The organism is Granulicatella balaenopterae, assembly GCF_900111135.1.
Lineage (GTDB): Bacteria > Bacillota > Bacilli > Lactobacillales > Aerococcaceae > Granulicatella > Granulicatella balaenopterae.
Window position 1 is genome coordinate 1 of record NZ_FOGF01000050.1, and the last position, 14,422, is coordinate 14,422.

19 protein-coding genes are annotated in these 14,422 nt (G+C 31.1%); 17 read left to right on the forward strand and 2 right to left on the reverse strand.

The genetic code is table 11. The annotated features are described in order from the left end of the window. Positions 1–289: 289 nt before the first annotated feature. Complete coding sequence (locus BMX09_RS08875; protein ID WP_089747818.1) at positions 290–1,054, reverse strand: DeoR/GlpR family DNA-binding transcription regulator; 765 nt, start codon at positions 1,052–1,054, stop codon at positions 290–292. Between the two features lie 196 nt (positions 1,055–1,250). On the opposite strand from BMX09_RS08875, the gene rpiB reads away from it, so the two are divergent. The 8 genes from rpiB (at position 1,251) to fsa (ending at position 6,037) form a co-directional block, all read left to right on the forward strand. Next, positions 1,251–1,688 (forward strand): ribose 5-phosphate isomerase B, encoded by a 438-nt coding sequence (gene rpiB, locus BMX09_RS08880; RefSeq protein WP_089747820.1) that lies wholly within the window; start codon positions 1,251–1,253, stop codon positions 1,686–1,688. A 24-nt stretch (positions 1,689–1,712) separates the two neighbouring features. Further along, positions 1,713–2,483: a triose-phosphate isomerase family protein gene (locus BMX09_RS08885; RefSeq protein ID WP_089747822.1), complete on the forward strand. Its 771-nt coding sequence runs from the start codon at positions 1,713–1,715 to the stop codon at positions 2,481–2,483. Between the two features lie 12 nt (positions 2,484–2,495). Continuing rightward, entirely contained in the window at positions 2,496–2,876 is a 381-nt protein-coding gene (gene dhaM, locus BMX09_RS08890) for a dihydroxyacetone kinase phosphoryl donor subunit DhaM (protein WP_089747825.1), read from the forward strand. A gap of 28 nt (positions 2,877–2,904) precedes the next feature. Next, entirely contained in the window at positions 2,905–3,897 is a 993-nt protein-coding gene (locus BMX09_RS08895) for a dihydroxyacetone kinase subunit DhaK (protein WP_089747827.1), read from the forward strand. Positions 3,898–3,907: 10 nt separating this feature from the next. After that, entirely contained in the window at positions 3,908–4,543 is a 636-nt protein-coding gene (gene dhaL, locus BMX09_RS08900) for a dihydroxyacetone kinase subunit DhaL (RefSeq protein WP_089747829.1), read from the forward strand. Between the two features lie 81 nt (positions 4,544–4,624). Further along, entirely contained in the window at positions 4,625–4,975 is a 351-nt protein-coding gene (locus BMX09_RS08905) for a Lin0368 family putative glycerol transporter subunit (RefSeq protein ID WP_089747831.1), read from the forward strand. 21 nt (positions 4,976–4,996) lie between these two features. Then, a complete protein-coding gene (locus BMX09_RS08910; RefSeq protein ID WP_089747832.1) occupies positions 4,997–5,338 on the forward strand; it encodes a Lin0368 family putative glycerol transporter subunit in 342 nt (113 codons plus the stop codon). A gap of 42 nt (positions 5,339–5,380) precedes the next feature. Continuing rightward, positions 5,381–6,037 carry a fructose-6-phosphate aldolase gene (gene fsa, locus BMX09_RS08915; RefSeq protein ID WP_089747834.1) on the forward strand — a complete coding sequence of 219 codons (657 nt, stop codon included), beginning with the start codon at positions 5,381–5,383 and terminating at the stop codon, positions 6,035–6,037. Between the two features lie 70 nt (positions 6,038–6,107). Here fsa and BMX09_RS08920 read toward each other — a convergent pair whose 3' ends face one another. Continuing rightward, positions 6,108–6,950, reverse strand: coding sequence for a MurR/RpiR family transcriptional regulator (locus tag BMX09_RS08920; protein ID WP_089747836.1), 843 nt, complete (start codon positions 6,948–6,950; stop codon positions 6,108–6,110). A 146-nt stretch (positions 6,951–7,096) separates the two neighbouring features. Here BMX09_RS08920 and gnd point away from each other — a divergent pair, with 146 nt between their 5' ends. From gnd to BMX09_RS08965, 9 genes are read left to right on the forward strand one after another with little or no spacing between them, the layout of a single operon-like run. Continuing rightward, positions 7,097–7,999 carry a phosphogluconate dehydrogenase (NAD(+)-dependent, decarboxylating) gene (gene gnd, locus BMX09_RS08925; RefSeq protein ID WP_089747838.1) on the forward strand — a complete coding sequence of 301 codons (903 nt, stop codon included), beginning with the start codon at positions 7,097–7,099 and terminating at the stop codon, positions 7,997–7,999. Positions 8,000–8,048: 49 nt separating this feature from the next. After that, complete coding sequence (locus BMX09_RS08930) at positions 8,049–8,879, forward strand: PTS mannose/fructose/sorbose/N-acetylgalactosamine transporter subunit IIC (protein WP_089747839.1); 831 nt, start codon at positions 8,049–8,051, stop codon at positions 8,877–8,879. 17 nt (positions 8,880–8,896) lie between these two features. Next, positions 8,897–9,763: a PTS system mannose/fructose/sorbose family transporter subunit IID gene (locus tag BMX09_RS08935; RefSeq protein ID WP_089747841.1), complete on the forward strand. Its 867-nt coding sequence runs from the start codon at positions 8,897–8,899 to the stop codon at positions 9,761–9,763. Positions 9,764–9,778: 15 nt separating this feature from the next. Further along, positions 9,779–10,285, forward strand: coding sequence for a PTS system mannose/fructose/N-acetylgalactosamine-transporter subunit IIB (locus BMX09_RS08940; protein ID WP_089747844.1), 507 nt, complete (start codon positions 9,779–9,781; stop codon positions 10,283–10,285). A gap of 15 nt (positions 10,286–10,300) precedes the next feature. After that, positions 10,301–11,125 carry a hypothetical protein gene (locus BMX09_RS08945; RefSeq protein WP_089747846.1) on the forward strand — a complete coding sequence of 275 codons (825 nt, stop codon included), beginning with the start codon at positions 10,301–10,303 and terminating at the stop codon, positions 11,123–11,125. A 29-nt stretch (positions 11,126–11,154) separates the two neighbouring features. Beyond that, on the forward strand, positions 11,155–11,604 hold the full coding sequence (locus tag BMX09_RS08950; protein WP_089747848.1) for a PTS sugar transporter subunit IIA: 450 nt from the start codon (positions 11,155–11,157) through the stop codon (positions 11,602–11,604). 21 nt (positions 11,605–11,625) lie between these two features. Next, complete coding sequence (locus tag BMX09_RS08955; RefSeq protein WP_089747851.1) at positions 11,626–12,711, forward strand: mannonate dehydratase; 1,086 nt, start codon at positions 11,626–11,628, stop codon at positions 12,709–12,711. A 4-nt stretch (positions 12,712–12,715) separates the two neighbouring features. Next, positions 12,716–13,342, forward strand: a complete 627-nt coding sequence (locus tag BMX09_RS08960) for a bifunctional 4-hydroxy-2-oxoglutarate aldolase/2-dehydro-3-deoxy-phosphogluconate aldolase (protein WP_089747853.1) — start codon at positions 12,716–12,718, stop codon at positions 13,340–13,342. A gap of 30 nt (positions 13,343–13,372) precedes the next feature. Then, a complete protein-coding gene (locus BMX09_RS08965) occupies positions 13,373–14,092 on the forward strand; it encodes an HAD family hydrolase (protein ID WP_089747856.1) in 720 nt (239 codons plus the stop codon). Positions 14,093–14,422 lie beyond the last annotated feature (330 nt).

Genomic DNA, 14,422 nt, shown 5'->3' on the forward strand with positions numbered 1-14,422 from the left:
GTTACAATCAACAGGACGTAAAAATATTGAAGATTTAAATGAAGTATTAAAAACAACAGCAACAAGTTGGATGGAACGTGTTGAAGTAAAATAATGATTAAAGCTATTTATTTGTAGTTGCTAACATTATATAAAAATTTCTAGTCTTTAAAAAATCAAGTTGTTTTCCAAATTGGAGACTGTTTAAATTCATACTAACTTACAGAAATTAAGTTAACAGAAGTAATAATATAATTTGTAAATAAAAAGAAGATGGGTATGCGCAAAATAGCGTATATCCATCTTCTTTTTAGATAATATTAACACCATGTTTAATATACTTTTCTTTAATTGCTTTTGGTATGGACTCATTAGTTACTAAAGCATCAATTGATTCGCAATTTGCAAAGGTTAATAGTGATTGTTTTTCTAATTTTGTAACATCCATTAAGGCAAAAAGTTTTTGAACATGAGTAATCATTATTTTTTTTAATTCCACTTCATATAAATTGAATTCTGATAATCCATCTTCTAAATTAAATGCTTTAGCAGATACAAATAACTTATTGCAATTTATATTATTTAATAATCCGACTCCTAAAGTGCTTTCGATTGCATTTGAACGCCCCTTAATAATTCCACCAATTAGTATGGTAGTAATATTATGGTTATCTTTTAATAATTCTGCAGTTAATATTCCATTTGTTACTACTGTTAAGTTTAAAGTAGATTTTTGAATTAATTTAGCTAATTCAAAACATGTAGAACTAGCATCTATTAAAATACAATCATTATTATCAATGAGTTTGAAAGCTTTTAAGGCAATTTCTTTTTTTTCTAAATGATGTTCTTTTGTACGTAAATCATAAGAGGTTTCTTCATTAAACCAGTTATCTTCAATGACACTTGCTCCACCATGAGTTCGAATTAATAAATTTTGTTGTGCTAATAACTTTAAGTCGCTACGTATAGTAACTGGAGACACATCGAATTTATTGGCAAGTTCATTAACAGAGACATGTTTTTTTCTTACAAGATAATCAAGTATACCACGATGTCTACATTCTTGTAACATAAATATCGCTCCTTTCATAATTAATTTAACAATATATAGTATACTCTGTATTTTCGTATATAACAAGTATATAGGTATTTTTACATCTGAAACGAAAAATAATAAAAATAAAACGAAAATAAACGAAAGAAAGTGTTTACAAAATGTAAGCAAAATGCTAGTATAAGGGTGTAAAAATTATTTATGAGGTGATTAAATGAAAATTGGATTAGGTTCAGATCATAATGCTTATATTTTAAAAGAAACTATTAAAGATTATTTAATAGAGTCAGGGTATGAAGTAGAGGATTATGGGTGTTATTCAAAAGACAGTGTTGATTATCCAGAAATAGCAAAAAAAGTAGCAGAAGGCATTCTATCTGGTGAAGTAACAAAAGGGATTTTATGTTGTGGAACAGGAATAGGAATGGCGATGGCTGCGAATAAAATTAAAGGAATTAGAGCCGCTCAAGTACATGATGTTTATTCAGCGGAAAGAGCAGAATTAAGTAATAATGCTCATATTATTACTTTAGGATCAAAAGTTGTAGGTGACGAATTAGCTAAGCATTTAATTAATGTATTTTTAAATGAACATTTTAAAGAGAGTCCATCATCTAGAAAAATTCAAAAGATTATGGATTTTGAGAAATAATAGTTGCTATGAGAGGGTGATGATATGAGAAAGCCAATTGTTGCAATGAGTCAAAAAAATTATAATAACAAAATTATTGAAGAAAAGAAGTTTTTAAATAATTTATTAGAAGAATTAGTACAAATTGATACAAAAAAACTTGAATTAGCATATTTTCCTAGCTTGGGATTGATACCCATCGCAACAGAAATTTTAAAAGATACTAATATAAATGTAGGAGCACAAAATATATCGCCGATTTTAAATGGAGCTACAACAGGTGAATATTCTATAGAAACATTAAAAGATTATGGTGGTAATTTTGTTGAAATTGGTCATGCTGAGAGACGAAATGTATTTTTTGAATCTTCTAATATTATTCATCAAAAGATTTTATTAACATTTGAAGAAGGATTAAAGCCTTTAGTATGTATTGGAGAGTCAGAATATCTTCCCGCTTTTGTAAGAAAAAATATCTTTAAAAATGATTTAATGGAGTTACTGAAAGATGTTTCTGAAAAATATTTAACCGAATTAACAATCGCTTATGAACCTATTTGGGCTATTGGAAAAATTAAGGCAGCGGATTCTCAGTACATCTTTGAATCTCATGTAGTTATTAGAGAAATATTAACGGAACTATACGGCATCGACATTGCGAATTCGGTACGTATAATATATGGAGGTTCAGTAAATATTGAAACGACAAAAGAAATTATTGTCAATGAAAATGTTGATGGTGTATTCGTTGGAAGATATGGGCACGATCCAAAAAAATTAGCAGAAATCATAAATATTGTTAGTAACTATAAATAAGGTGGGATGTGTATGTATGGGATAGTCTTGGTGTCACACTCTGAAAAGATTGCTATAGGGCTCAAAGACATGATTGATGAAATGATTAATACTTCAGAAGTAACAGTTTTAGCAGCAGGAGGGACAGGTGATGGAAGACTAGGAACAAGTGCGGTTGTTATTTATGAAGAATTACAAAAATTGAAAGAATGCAGTAGTATTTTGGTTTTTTCGGATATCGGTAGCTCAATTTTAAGTTCAGAAATGGCTGTTGAATTAATTGATGATGAGGAATTAAAAGAGAAAGTAGTGTTAGTTAGCGCACCATTAATTGAAGGTGCTTTCGCAGGAGCCGTATCATTATCTGCAGGATTATGTCTTGAAGATGCATTGAAGGAAGTAAATAATAATTAAAAAATAAAAAAGAAAGAGGTAAAGAATTATGAGACGCTTAATTAATGATGGTTATGATGTTGTTGAGGAAATGTTAGAAGGATATTGCTTAGCGCATTCAGATTATGTAAAACTGTTAGAAGATGATGGCCGTGTTGTAGTTAGTAAAAAAATAAGTGAAGAACCTCGTGTAAGAATTATTATTGGTGGCGGTTCTGGACATGAACCTTTATTTTTAGGATATGTAGGAAAGGATTTTGCGGATGCTGCCGTGGTTGGGAATGTTAATACTTCTCCATCACCGGAACCTTGTTATAATTCAGTGAAAGCAGTTGATAGTGGAAAAGGTTGCTTATATTTATATGGTAATTATGCTGGGGATGTTTTGAACTTTGATATGGGAGCTGAATTGGCAGCCGCAGATGGAATTAGAGTAGAGACAGTTACTGTAAAAGATGATATTATTTCTTCAACAAATTTTGAAGATAGAAGAGGTGTAGCCGGTGATGTGTTAGTATTTAAGATTGCAGCATCAGCAGCTAAAAAAGGATATGATTTAGATAAAGTTAAAGAAATCACAGAATATGCAAATGAAAATACTTTCTCAATGGGGGTTGCTTTATCATCAGCAACATTACCAGTAACAGGAAAAGTTATTTTTGATATGGAAGAAGGCGATATGGAAGTTGGCATGGGCATCCATGGTGAACCAGGAATTCGTCGTGAAAAATTAAGACCTGCAGATGAAGTAGTAACTGAAATTTATAATTACATTAAGGAACATTCAACATTAAAAGAAGACGATGAAGTTGCTGTATTGATTAATGGATTAGGTGGATTACCATTAATGGATCAATATATTTGCTATCGAAAAGTAGATCAATTATTGAAGAAAGATAATATTGGAATTTACAAATCATTAGTAGGAAATTATGCAACTTCAATGGATATGATTGGTATGTCAATTACTATTTTACGATTAAATGATGAGTTAAAAGAATTATTAGATAGCCCATGTGACACACCATATTTTAAAATATAGGAGTGATAAAATGTCTCAAGAATTGGATTTGGTTTATTTTGTAAAAGCTGTAAAAAATATGATTGTTATGGCAGAAGAGAATCGTGATTATTTATCTCAACTAGATTCTGATGTAGGCGATGGGGATCATGGAATTAATTTAAGTATTGGATTTAGGGATGTTGAGAAAAAATTAGAAAACTTTGATATCGAAACTGAGAATATTTCATCATTATTTAAATCTGTTGGAATGAGCTTATTAGGAAAAGTAGGTGGCGCTTCAGGTCCATTATATGGAAGTTTCTTTTTAGCATTTGGTTCAACACTAAATAATAAGAAAGTAATAACAACTGATGAATTTATTACGGCGTTTGGAGCAGCAGTAGATAAAGTACAATTTAGAGGGAAAGCAGAACTTAATGATAAAACAATGATTGATGTGTTGATTCCTGCTAAAGAATACTTATTTGCACATAAAGAGTCTGATTTTAAAGACACTTTAGTAGAAGTTGTTAAACTAATGAAAGAAAGATCAATAGAAATAAAACCATTAGTAGCGAAAAAAGGACGTGCAATGAGGTTAGGAGATCGCGCGATTGGCCATTTTGACCCAGGAGCAGAATCTTCATGGCGTATTTTAGAATGTTTCCTATTAGCTTTAAACTAATTATTTCGAATGAAAATAAGTTAAAGAGGGGACAAAAATTTAAATAGTCCTCTCTTTATTTATATTAAGGAGGAAAAGAAAATGAAAATGCTAAGAGCAATACTAGGATATATGATTGCTGGAATGATTGTTATGAGCGTTTGGGGTGCTTTTTCAGGATCATATGGTATTATTGGTGGTTATTTTGCTGCATTTATTATTATTGGTCCTATGTGGTATATGAATCACTATGTTGGTTTAATTCCGAATGAAGATGGTAATGCTTTTATAGATATGGCTGTGGGGATTGCAATTTGTGGAATTGTTAGAGATGGAATGTTAAAAGGTTGGGATACAGTTATTGATTCTTTACCAACTTTAGCACTAGTAACAATCGGTGCAATATTAGCAGGTATTATCGCTGCGAAAATAGAAGAAAATATGGGAATGTAATTATAGAAAGGATGATAAAATATGAGTTTAGGACAAGCAATAGCGACAGTTGTTGGAGGGTTTTTATTTCCGTTTATCATTCGAATGTTGTGGGGGAAAATGGTTGAACAATGGGGCCCAATCGGTGGATGGATGGCAGCTGCTTTTATTGTAGGGACTGTTTGGTCAGCAAACCACGGCATGACAAAACCATTAATTTATCAAAGCGGAGATGCTTGGATTGATATGGCATTAGCAGCAGGTGTTGGGGTGTTTGTAGCTTCAGCTATGCGTGGAGGTAATGTACCAAAATCTGTACCAAATATTATCGCAGCAATAATCGGAGGAACATTAGGCGGTATTATATTATCATTTGTATTATAAACCATTAAGAGCATCATTTTTATTTGAAGGGTGGAATTAATAATGAAATTATTTTTAGATACTGCAAATCTTGAAGAAATTAAACGTATTAATGAATTAGGTTTAATAGATGGCATCACAACTAATCCAACCATTATTTCTCGTGAAGGCCGTGATTTCGAGACTGTTATTAAAGAAATCTGCTCAATCGTTGAAGGCCCCGTAAGTGCTGAAGTGATTAGTTTGGAAGCAGAAGGAATGGTAGAAGAAGCTGAAAAACTTGCTAAATGGGCACCAAATATTGTTGTGAAAACCCCAATGACAGAAGAAGGGTTAAAAGCAACTCATATCTTAAAACAAAAAGGAATTAAAACAAATGTTACCTTAATTTTTAGTGTAGCACAAGGATTATTAGCAGCTAAAGCTGGCGCTACTTATATTAGTCCATTTGTGGGACGTTTGGATGATACTGGAATTGATGGTATCCAATTAATTGCAGAATTACGTCAAGTATTAGATACTTATGGATTAGAATCTGAAATAATTGCTGCAAGTATCCGTAATATTACTCACTTCCAAGAAGCAGCCTTAGCTGGAGCGCATATTGCAACAATTCCTGGAACAGTATTCCCTAAATTATGGTCACATCCATTAACTGATAATGGTATTAAATCATTCTTATCAGATTGGGAAGCACTACAAAATAAATTAAATGTATAAAAGATAAAATAACTCAGATAAAAAGGAAGAAACAAATTATTTTTTGTTTCTTCCTTTTTTTATTAATAAGTTATGATTTAATATCAGAAATAATAGTTCTAACTTTTTTAATAGTATTTAATGATTTTTCGTAATTTGTAAACATAACCATAACGTAAATAGAGTCTAATATGCTTAATTGACCTAAGCGAGAAGATAAGGCTTCCGATCGAAAATCTATTTCTTCAGACATTGATGTGAAAACAATATCTCCCAATAAGGCTAATGTTGAATTTGGATGGCTAGTTAAGATAATGATTTTCGCACCTGTTTCTTTTGCAGTTTGTGCAATTTTTATAGTTTCTTTTGACTCTCCTGAATGCGAAATACAAATAATACAATCCTTTTCAGTTAAAAGAGCCGCTTCAATTAATTGAATATGATAATCTGTGCTATGAAAAGCAGGGATAGATGATCTTAAGAATTTATGATAGGCATCAGTAGCAACTATATCAGAACCACCAACACCAAAAAAATATAAGTGATTAGCTTCTTTTATATAATTAACAGCATTTTGTAAATCTGTTTCATTTAATAATTTTTTTGTGTCAGTTAGTGTTGCGATATTTGAATCAAACACTTTATGGGCCATAGAAAGTAAAGAATCATTTTTTTCGATATTTTCATGAATTGATGTAGTTGCTAAATCATTTTCTTGAATGGCAATTTCCATTTTAAATTCTTTAAAACCACTAAAACCTAACTTTTTAGTAAATTGAAATATGGTCGAATCAGCTACATTTAAAGTTTGAGCTAATTCACTAATTGATTTATATACAAAATCAGAAGGACATTGCAAAATATAATCCGCAATTAATTTTTCCTTTGGACTATAACTGGAATATTGTGATTTTATTTGTAGACGGATATTCATATATACCTCCTTGGAATCTTTTTCTATATCATATCATATATTTTTTAAAACTAAAAACAAACAAAAAAATATTTTTCTAAAAAAACTATTTACAAAAAAATATTTTTTTGTATAATTGAGGTATAAAGAAATGGAGGCGCTATCATATGAAGGTTAACATTATTGGATTAGGAAAAATGGGGTTGAATTTAGCATTAAATTTACAGGAAAATGGCTATCAAGTAATGGGATATGATCTTTCTGAAAGTATGCGAAATGAAGCTGAAAAAGAAGGTGTTATGACTGTTGGAGATTTAGAAAAATTATTATCTACAGATAATTCTGAACAACGTATTACATGGGTGATGGTACCTGCGGGAGATCCTACTGAAAGTACATTAAATACTTTATTAGCAGAATTAAACCCAAACGATATTGTTATTGAAGGTGGTAATTCAAACTATAAAGATTCAATTAGACGAGCTAAATCTTTTGAAGAAAAAAATATTTATTATTTTGACTGTGGTACATCGGGTGGCATGACTGGTGCTAGAAATGGTGGATGTTTCATGATTGGTGGTAATGAAGAAGGATTTAAAGTAATTGAACCAATCTTCAAAGCTATCTCTGTTGAAAATGGTTATTTATATACAGGAGAATCTGGAAGTGGTCATTTCCTAAAAATGATTCATAATGGTGTTGAGTATGGAATGATGCAAGCAATTGGTGAAGGATTCCAAGTGGTAGAACAATCGGACTTTGAGTATGATTTAGAAAGTGTTGCCCGTGTATGGAATAATGGATCTGTAATAAGAAGTTGGTTAATTGAATTAGCTGAAGAGCAATTTAAAAACCAACCACATTTAGAAAATTATAAAGGAATTGCCAATGCATCAGGTGAAGCAAAATGGACAGTTGAAACAGCATTAGAATTAGATGTTCCAGTTCCAGTTATTGCAACAAGCTTATTTATGAGAAATACATCGCAAGAGGAAGATAGTTTCTCAGCAAAAGTTGTTGCTGCTTTGCGAAATGGATTCGGGGGTCATGACTTTATTAAAAATAATTAATTTTTTTTGCAACAAATGGAAACGCTTTATATAAAAAGGAGGAAAACTTATGGAAACATTAAGTGTTATGCAGAGTTTGTTGATTGCTTTGTGGGTTGCAGGTGTAATGTCAAGATGGATGGGCGGAGGTGCAACGTTAACTTTACGCTTCTCACCTCTTATGACTGGTTTGGTAGTCGGTATAGTAATGGGAGATGTTACGCAAGCTATGATTGTAACTGCAGCATTACAAATGATTTACATGGGTGTATTTTCACCGGGTGGATCAATGCCGGCAGAACCATCAATTGCAGCAGCAATAGCAGTTCCGGTAGCTTTATTAGGTAATTTAGAACCAGAAGCAGCGATTGCGGTAGCAGTTCCAGTAGGATTATTAGGAAGTTATTTATATCAATTCCGTTTCTTCATCAACACATTCTTAGGTAAATATACTGATAAAGCTGTTGAAGATTTAGATAGTAAAGCAATTGCTCGTTCTATTATTTGGTATCCAACGATTGCATCATTTATTTTATTTGTACCTTTAGTATTTGTTGCATTATATTATGGAGCTCCAGTAATTGCAGATGTAATTATGGCTCTTGAAGGAACAGTAGTTATTCATATTTTACAAGTAGTAGGTGGCGGATTGGCAGCTATTGGTATTGCAACAACTATCTATGTTATTGGTAGAAAAGACTTTATGGTATTCTTCTTCCTAGCATACTTCTTGAGTGTTGTTTTAAAACCATTAGAAATTACAATGGTAACATATGCCATCTTTGGAGTTTTATTAGCATTAATTTTTGTAAAATCACAACAAGGCGGTACTCAAGTAGTTGTTGAAAAAGAAAAAGCTATGTTAAATGATGATGACGATGATTATGATGATGGATTTTAAATAGAGGAGGTTTTACAATGACTGAATTAAAAGAAAACACAGTGAAAAACGTGCAAGCACCTGAAGAAATCACAACAAAAGATGTTACAAAGGCATATTTAAGATGGCACTTTGCGAATGAAATTCCTCATACCTTTGAAAGATATTTAGCTCCATCATTATTATATGGTATGATGCCCGTTTTAAAAAAATTATATAAAGATGATGAAGCGTTAAAAGCAGCTTATAAACGTCAATTATTATTCTTTAATACACAATTAAGTTGGGGCGGAGGAGTTATTACTGGTTTAATGTCTTCAATGGAACAACAACGTGCGCAAGAAGAATATGAAGGATCAGAAATTTTAATGAAAGATGATTTAATGTACAATACTAAAGCTGGTTTAATGGGAGCTTTAGCGGGAATTGGGGATGCAATTGATTCAGGGACTGTACAGTATATTTTTATCGCCATTGCTATTCCGTGGGCGCAACAAGGTAGTGCATTAGGAGCTTTATTCCCATTTGTATGTTTTGCTCTATATCAAGTTTTACTAGGTGTATTTTTTGCAAGAAAATCATTTGAAATGGGTCAAAATGCAACAGGTTTAATGCAAAATACAGGTATTCAAACAGCTATCGAGACATTATCGGTATTAGGTTTGTTTATGATGGGAATATTAGCCGGAAGTTATGTAAAAGTAAGTTCAAGTTTATCATTAAATATTTCTGGGCGTGAATTTGTTATTCAAGAAATTTTAGATAAAATTGTACCAGGAATTTTACCTTTAGCTGTTGTTATGGGTGTATATTGGTTTTATAGTAAAAAAGGTTTAAAAGTAACACAAGCATTATTATGGTTAACAGGAATTTTAATTGTATTGGCTGGAATAGGAATTTTATAAAAGGAAGTGTAAATAATGGGGATTGTAAATTTAGCACGCGTAGACGAGCGTTTAATTCATGGACAAGTAATGGTAACTTTATCACAAAAAAATGGGGTAAACTCAATATTTGTTGTTGATGATGTTGTTGCAAAAGATAAATTTATGCGTGAATTATATAAAAATGCTGGTAGTCGTACAGGACAAAAAACGATTGTAATTACAGAAGAAAAAGCAAAATTTTATTGGGATGAATACGAGTTTAAAGATTATAATTGCATTTTAATCGCTAAAACAGTTAAAACAATTTATGATTTAGTGGTTCATGGTGTCCCAATGAAAGAATTGAATATTGGTGGAATTGCACAAAAAGATCCTGAAAAAGATATTTTTGCAACTAAATCAGTATATTTAAATAAAGAAGATGCTGAACGCTTAAAAGATTTACACGAAAATTATGGCGTAGAGGATATCTATTTCCAAGCAACACCATCTGCACCAAGAACAGAATTAAAAGATATTTTAGCAAAATTTGACTTATAAAAAGGAGATAATAGGATGCTTACAAAAAATATGACAGATTGGATTTTTAGATATCAATATGTTTATCGTAAAAGATATACTAATAAACAAAAAGAAAAATTTTTACATGCTTTTGTGGCAGACCTATCGCAATTAACAAATCAAATTAAAGTTGTATCATCTGAAGAAGGTGTTACTAATGTATATGTTGGTAATATTCAGAAAGCAAGTAGAGTTATCTGTACAGGATATGATACCCCCTTAGATTTTAAGGGGGATTATCTATACTTTAATCAAAAAAGGTATGCTAAAAAATCATTACAATATTTATATGCTAAATTAGCTATAATTATTACTTTAGGTGGGAGTGTAATTTTTTTAGGTAATAAATTTATTAAGGTACCTTCTTTAGTATCAATTCCATCAGTAGTCATTGCGATGATTACTTTGGTCTATTTTTATTATTTAGGTAAAATTGCTAGAGGTGATAGTAAAAAAAATACAGCAGTTTGTAATACTTTTTCAATAGTTTACTTATTAAATCGTATTAGTAAAGGAATAGAATCTAATGAAGCTTATGCATTTTTAGATGCGACCTATCTAGGTGATAAAGGAAAACAGATGTTGAAAAATGCAAGTAAGAATTCAGTTGAAATTGTACAACTTAATGGGATTGGGGCTTTTGCGCCAATACATTTTGTTAAAATGAAATACGAGGGTAAACAAAAATGGTCTAATATTATTGCGGCACATCTAAAAGAAAATGAAGGTATGCCAGTTTATTATTTAACCTCAAAAGAACTACAAACTAAAATGATTAATAGTACACAATTTGAAGAAGTGGATAATCTATTATATTAAAACAACGATTAGAAAAGAGGCTTGAAAATATGTTAGGAATAGTAATTGTAACTCATGGATCTTTGAGTGAGGGATTAAAAAGTGCGGCTGAGGTTATTATAGGTGGAACTAATAATATGGTAACTGAAAGTTTATTTCAAGGAGATGATGTTCAAGCGTTAGGCGCTAAAATTACCAAAGCTATTGAGCAAGTTGATCAAGGTGATGGAGTAATTGTTTTTACAGATATTGCAAGTGCAAGTCCATATAATCAATCGTTATTAGCAGTTAATCAATTAGATGCTGAAAAGCAAAAACAAATAGCAATTATTGCTGGAGTAAATTTACCAATGCTATTAGAAGGTATTAATCATCAATTGTTGAGTACGCCAATTACAGCTATTCCAGCAGCGATTATGTCACAAGCCGGGGTAAGTTTTGATTATTGGACTGTTGATAAAAGAGTAGAAGATGAAGAAGATGAAGATGATGGATTCTAAACTCTGAAAGGAGCCAAAAATATGAAATGGGCATTTAGGTGGTATGGATCTGAGGGGGACTCAATCCCATTACAATATTTAAAACAAATCCCTGGTTTAAACGGTATTGTTGGGACTTTATTAAATAAGTTACCTGGAGATGTGTGGTCTGTTGAAGAAATTAGGAAACTTAAAACGGATGTAGAAAGTTGCGGCTTAGAATTAGTTGGTATTGAAAGCGTCGCAATTCATGATGCAATTAAAGCAGGGACTAAAGAACGAAATCGTTATATTGATAATTATATTCAAACGATTAGAAATTTAGCCAAATGTGATATTCGATTAGTTTGTTATAGTTTTAAACCGATTTTTGGATGGGCAAAAACTGAATTATTTTACAAAAATGATGATAAAAGTTACTCGTTAGTATTTGATCAAGCTGTTGTAGAAAATATGCCAGCAAGTGAAATGTTTCAATTGATTAGTAGCCAATCAAAAGGGTTTAGGCTCCCAGGATGGGAAGAAGAACGATTAAAAAAATTTAACGATTTGATGCGATTGTATGATGATATTACTGAAGAAGATTTGTTTAATAATTTAAAGTATTTCTTAGAAAAGGTGATTCCAGTTTGTGAAGAAGTTGATGTTCGATTAGGAATACATCCGGATGATCCACCTTGGGAAATATTTGGGTTACCAAGAATTACAAAGAATTTAAATGACTTAAAAAGAATTATTGAAATTGTTGATTCACCATATAACGGTATTACATTTTGTACAGGAGCTTTGGGCGCTAATCCAGATAATAATTTAGTTCAAATGATTTATGAACTTGGTCATCGAATTAATTTTGTTCACTTTAGAAATGTAGGGTATATGGGACACCAAAAATTTAAGGAAACAGCTCATGAAACTAGTTGTGGCTCATTAGATATGTATCAATTAATGAAAGCTTTGGTTGATTGTGGCTTTGATGGTGTTATTCGACCTGACCATGGAAGAAGTATTTGGGGTGAAAGTGCTATGCCAGGTTATGGTTTATACGATCGTGCTTTAGGTAGTGTATATGCTCAAGGATTATATGAAGCTATTTTGAAAGAACGACAAGAATCAAAAGAAAGTATGTGAGTGGATGGAAAAACAAAAGGATTTTGATGATTTGATACAATCGCATCGATTAATTCCACTATATACAGTACACGAATTATCATGTATTGATAGACTAAGTAAAATTTTAATAAAGTCAGAATTGCTTTTAATTGAGGTAGCTTTAAGAACTCCTAAAGCATTGGAAGCCATTAGACTATTATCTAAATCGAAAAAAATATGTGTGGGAGCGGGCACTGTAAGAAGTGTTGATGATGTGAAAAAAGCTGTAACTGCTGGAGCTAAATTTATTGTATGTCCTTCAGTAAATAGTGAAGTGATTGAGTATTGTATTAATAATCATATAGCAGTATATCCAGGGATTGCTACACCAACAGAATTACAGTTAGTATGGCAATATGGATTACGAGTAGCTAAATTTTTCCCAGCAGAAGCATATGGTGGGGTGCCTACAATTAAAGCATTAAGTGGTCCGTATTATGACATGAAATTTTTGCCAACAGGAGGAATCGATTCTCATAATTATCAAGAATATTTATCGTTAGATGCAGTTGCGGCAGTGGGAGGGTCGTTTATTATTTCAGAAAAAATGTTATTTCAAAAGGATGATAGTAGTATTATTGCATATATAACACATTTATTAGAAAATTAAGTAAAATATTCAAATGAAGAAGGTGAGCGTTTGAAAAAAATATCTTTAGTTATTTTCGATATGGATGGTTTGATGTTTGATACCAGTAGAATAGCTTATAAAGGTTATTTGAAAGCAGCAAAAAAATACGGTTTTGAAGTAAACCAAGATATATATAATTATTTGACTGGTCGTAATGAGCAAGATATCATTCATGAATTAACAAATATTTATTCAATTGCTAATGAGAAGGCTATTGAATGGCGTAATGAAATTAATAAATATAAAAAATCGGAAATCAATAGACTAGGACGGGTTTATAAAAAAGAAGGCTTAGTAGATTTGATGAAATATTTTTATAGAACTGAAATCAAAATGTGTATCGCATCATCTTCTCCTAAAGAGTTAATAGATTTATTTTTAGAAATAGAAGATGTTCCTAATCTATTTTATTCAGTATATTCAGGAGGTGAGCTAAAACATAGTAAGCCAAATCCAGATATATTTAGTAATTGTTGTAAAGAATTAGGAATACCAGTTGATGAAACTATTGTATTAGAGGATGCACTCGTAGGTATTCAAGCTGCTAGAGATGCAAATATAGATGTTTATTGGGTACCGGATGATTTATCAGACTTACCAAGTTATGAAGGTACAATTAAAGCTAATTTAAAAATAATTAAAAAAGATTGGAGAAAACCAACAAAACAATTTGCAAGTTTAAAAACAATTGAAAAATATTTAGAGAATAAAGATATAAAAAATATATAGTAATTTTATTATAAAAAAATAATGAATAATTTTGTAAAAATCATGTATGAGAAAACAAAAAAATCAATATCCCCCTTAAGTAGACAAGGTAAATAACCTAATCTATTGAGGGGGATTTTTTGGCTCTTTGTCAAATAGGGTTGATGGAGTGGAAATAGAGATCATACAGTATTATCTGTATGATTTCTTTTTTTACTTTTTTATTGTATATTTCCATCATTAAAAAAATTTAGTGCTCAAGTGAGTACAGTTCCTATAATTATCAGCTGAGTGTAGTAATGCATGTTTTTTGTTGTTTTAATTGCATAAATAGTTATTATGTTACGATAT

What these genes read in the sequence shown, in the direction of transcription:
- BMX09_RS08895 (WP_089747827.1), top strand. Translation starts at nt 2,905, where the DNA reads ATGAGACGCTTAATTAATGATGGTTATGATGTTGTTGAGGAAATGTTA.
- BMX09_RS08955 (WP_089747851.1), top strand. Translation starts at nt 11,626, where the DNA reads ATGAAATGGGCATTTAGGTGGTATGGATCTGAGGGGGACTCAATCCCA.
- BMX09_RS08945 (WP_089747846.1), top strand. Translation starts at nt 10,301, where the DNA reads ATGCTTACAAAAAATATGACAGATTGGATTTTTAGATATCAATATGTT.
- BMX09_RS08885 (WP_089747822.1), top strand. Translation starts at nt 1,713, where the DNA reads ATGAGAAAGCCAATTGTTGCAATGAGTCAAAAAAATTATAATAACAAA.
- BMX09_RS08920 (WP_089747836.1), bottom strand. Translation starts at nt 6,950, where the DNA reads ATGAATATCCGTCTACAAATAAAATCACAATATTCCAGTTATAGTCCA.
- BMX09_RS08960 (WP_089747853.1), top strand. Translation starts at nt 12,716, where the DNA reads ATGGAAAAACAAAAGGATTTTGATGATTTGATACAATCGCATCGATTA.
- rpiB (WP_089747820.1), top strand. Translation starts at nt 1,251, where the DNA reads ATGAAAATTGGATTAGGTTCAGATCATAATGCTTATATTTTAAAAGAA.
- gnd (WP_089747838.1), top strand. Translation starts at nt 7,097, where the DNA reads ATGAAGGTTAACATTATTGGATTAGGAAAAATGGGGTTGAATTTAGCA.
- BMX09_RS08905 (WP_089747831.1), top strand. Translation starts at nt 4,625, where the DNA reads ATGAAAATGCTAAGAGCAATACTAGGATATATGATTGCTGGAATGATT.
- dhaM (WP_089747825.1), top strand. Translation starts at nt 2,496, where the DNA reads ATGTATGGGATAGTCTTGGTGTCACACTCTGAAAAGATTGCTATAGGG.
- BMX09_RS08935 (WP_089747841.1), top strand. Translation starts at nt 8,897, where the DNA reads ATGACTGAATTAAAAGAAAACACAGTGAAAAACGTGCAAGCACCTGAA.
- dhaL (WP_089747829.1), top strand. Translation starts at nt 3,908, where the DNA reads ATGTCTCAAGAATTGGATTTGGTTTATTTTGTAAAAGCTGTAAAAAAT.
- BMX09_RS08950 (WP_089747848.1), top strand. Translation starts at nt 11,155, where the DNA reads ATGTTAGGAATAGTAATTGTAACTCATGGATCTTTGAGTGAGGGATTA.
- BMX09_RS08930 (WP_089747839.1), top strand. Translation starts at nt 8,049, where the DNA reads ATGGAAACATTAAGTGTTATGCAGAGTTTGTTGATTGCTTTGTGGGTT.
- fsa (WP_089747834.1), top strand. Translation starts at nt 5,381, where the DNA reads ATGAAATTATTTTTAGATACTGCAAATCTTGAAGAAATTAAACGTATT.
- BMX09_RS08875 (WP_089747818.1), bottom strand. Translation starts at nt 1,054, where the DNA reads ATGTTACAAGAATGTAGACATCGTGGTATACTTGATTATCTTGTAAGA.
- BMX09_RS08940 (WP_089747844.1), top strand. Translation starts at nt 9,779, where the DNA reads ATGGGGATTGTAAATTTAGCACGCGTAGACGAGCGTTTAATTCATGGA.
- BMX09_RS08910 (WP_089747832.1), top strand. Translation starts at nt 4,997, where the DNA reads ATGAGTTTAGGACAAGCAATAGCGACAGTTGTTGGAGGGTTTTTATTT.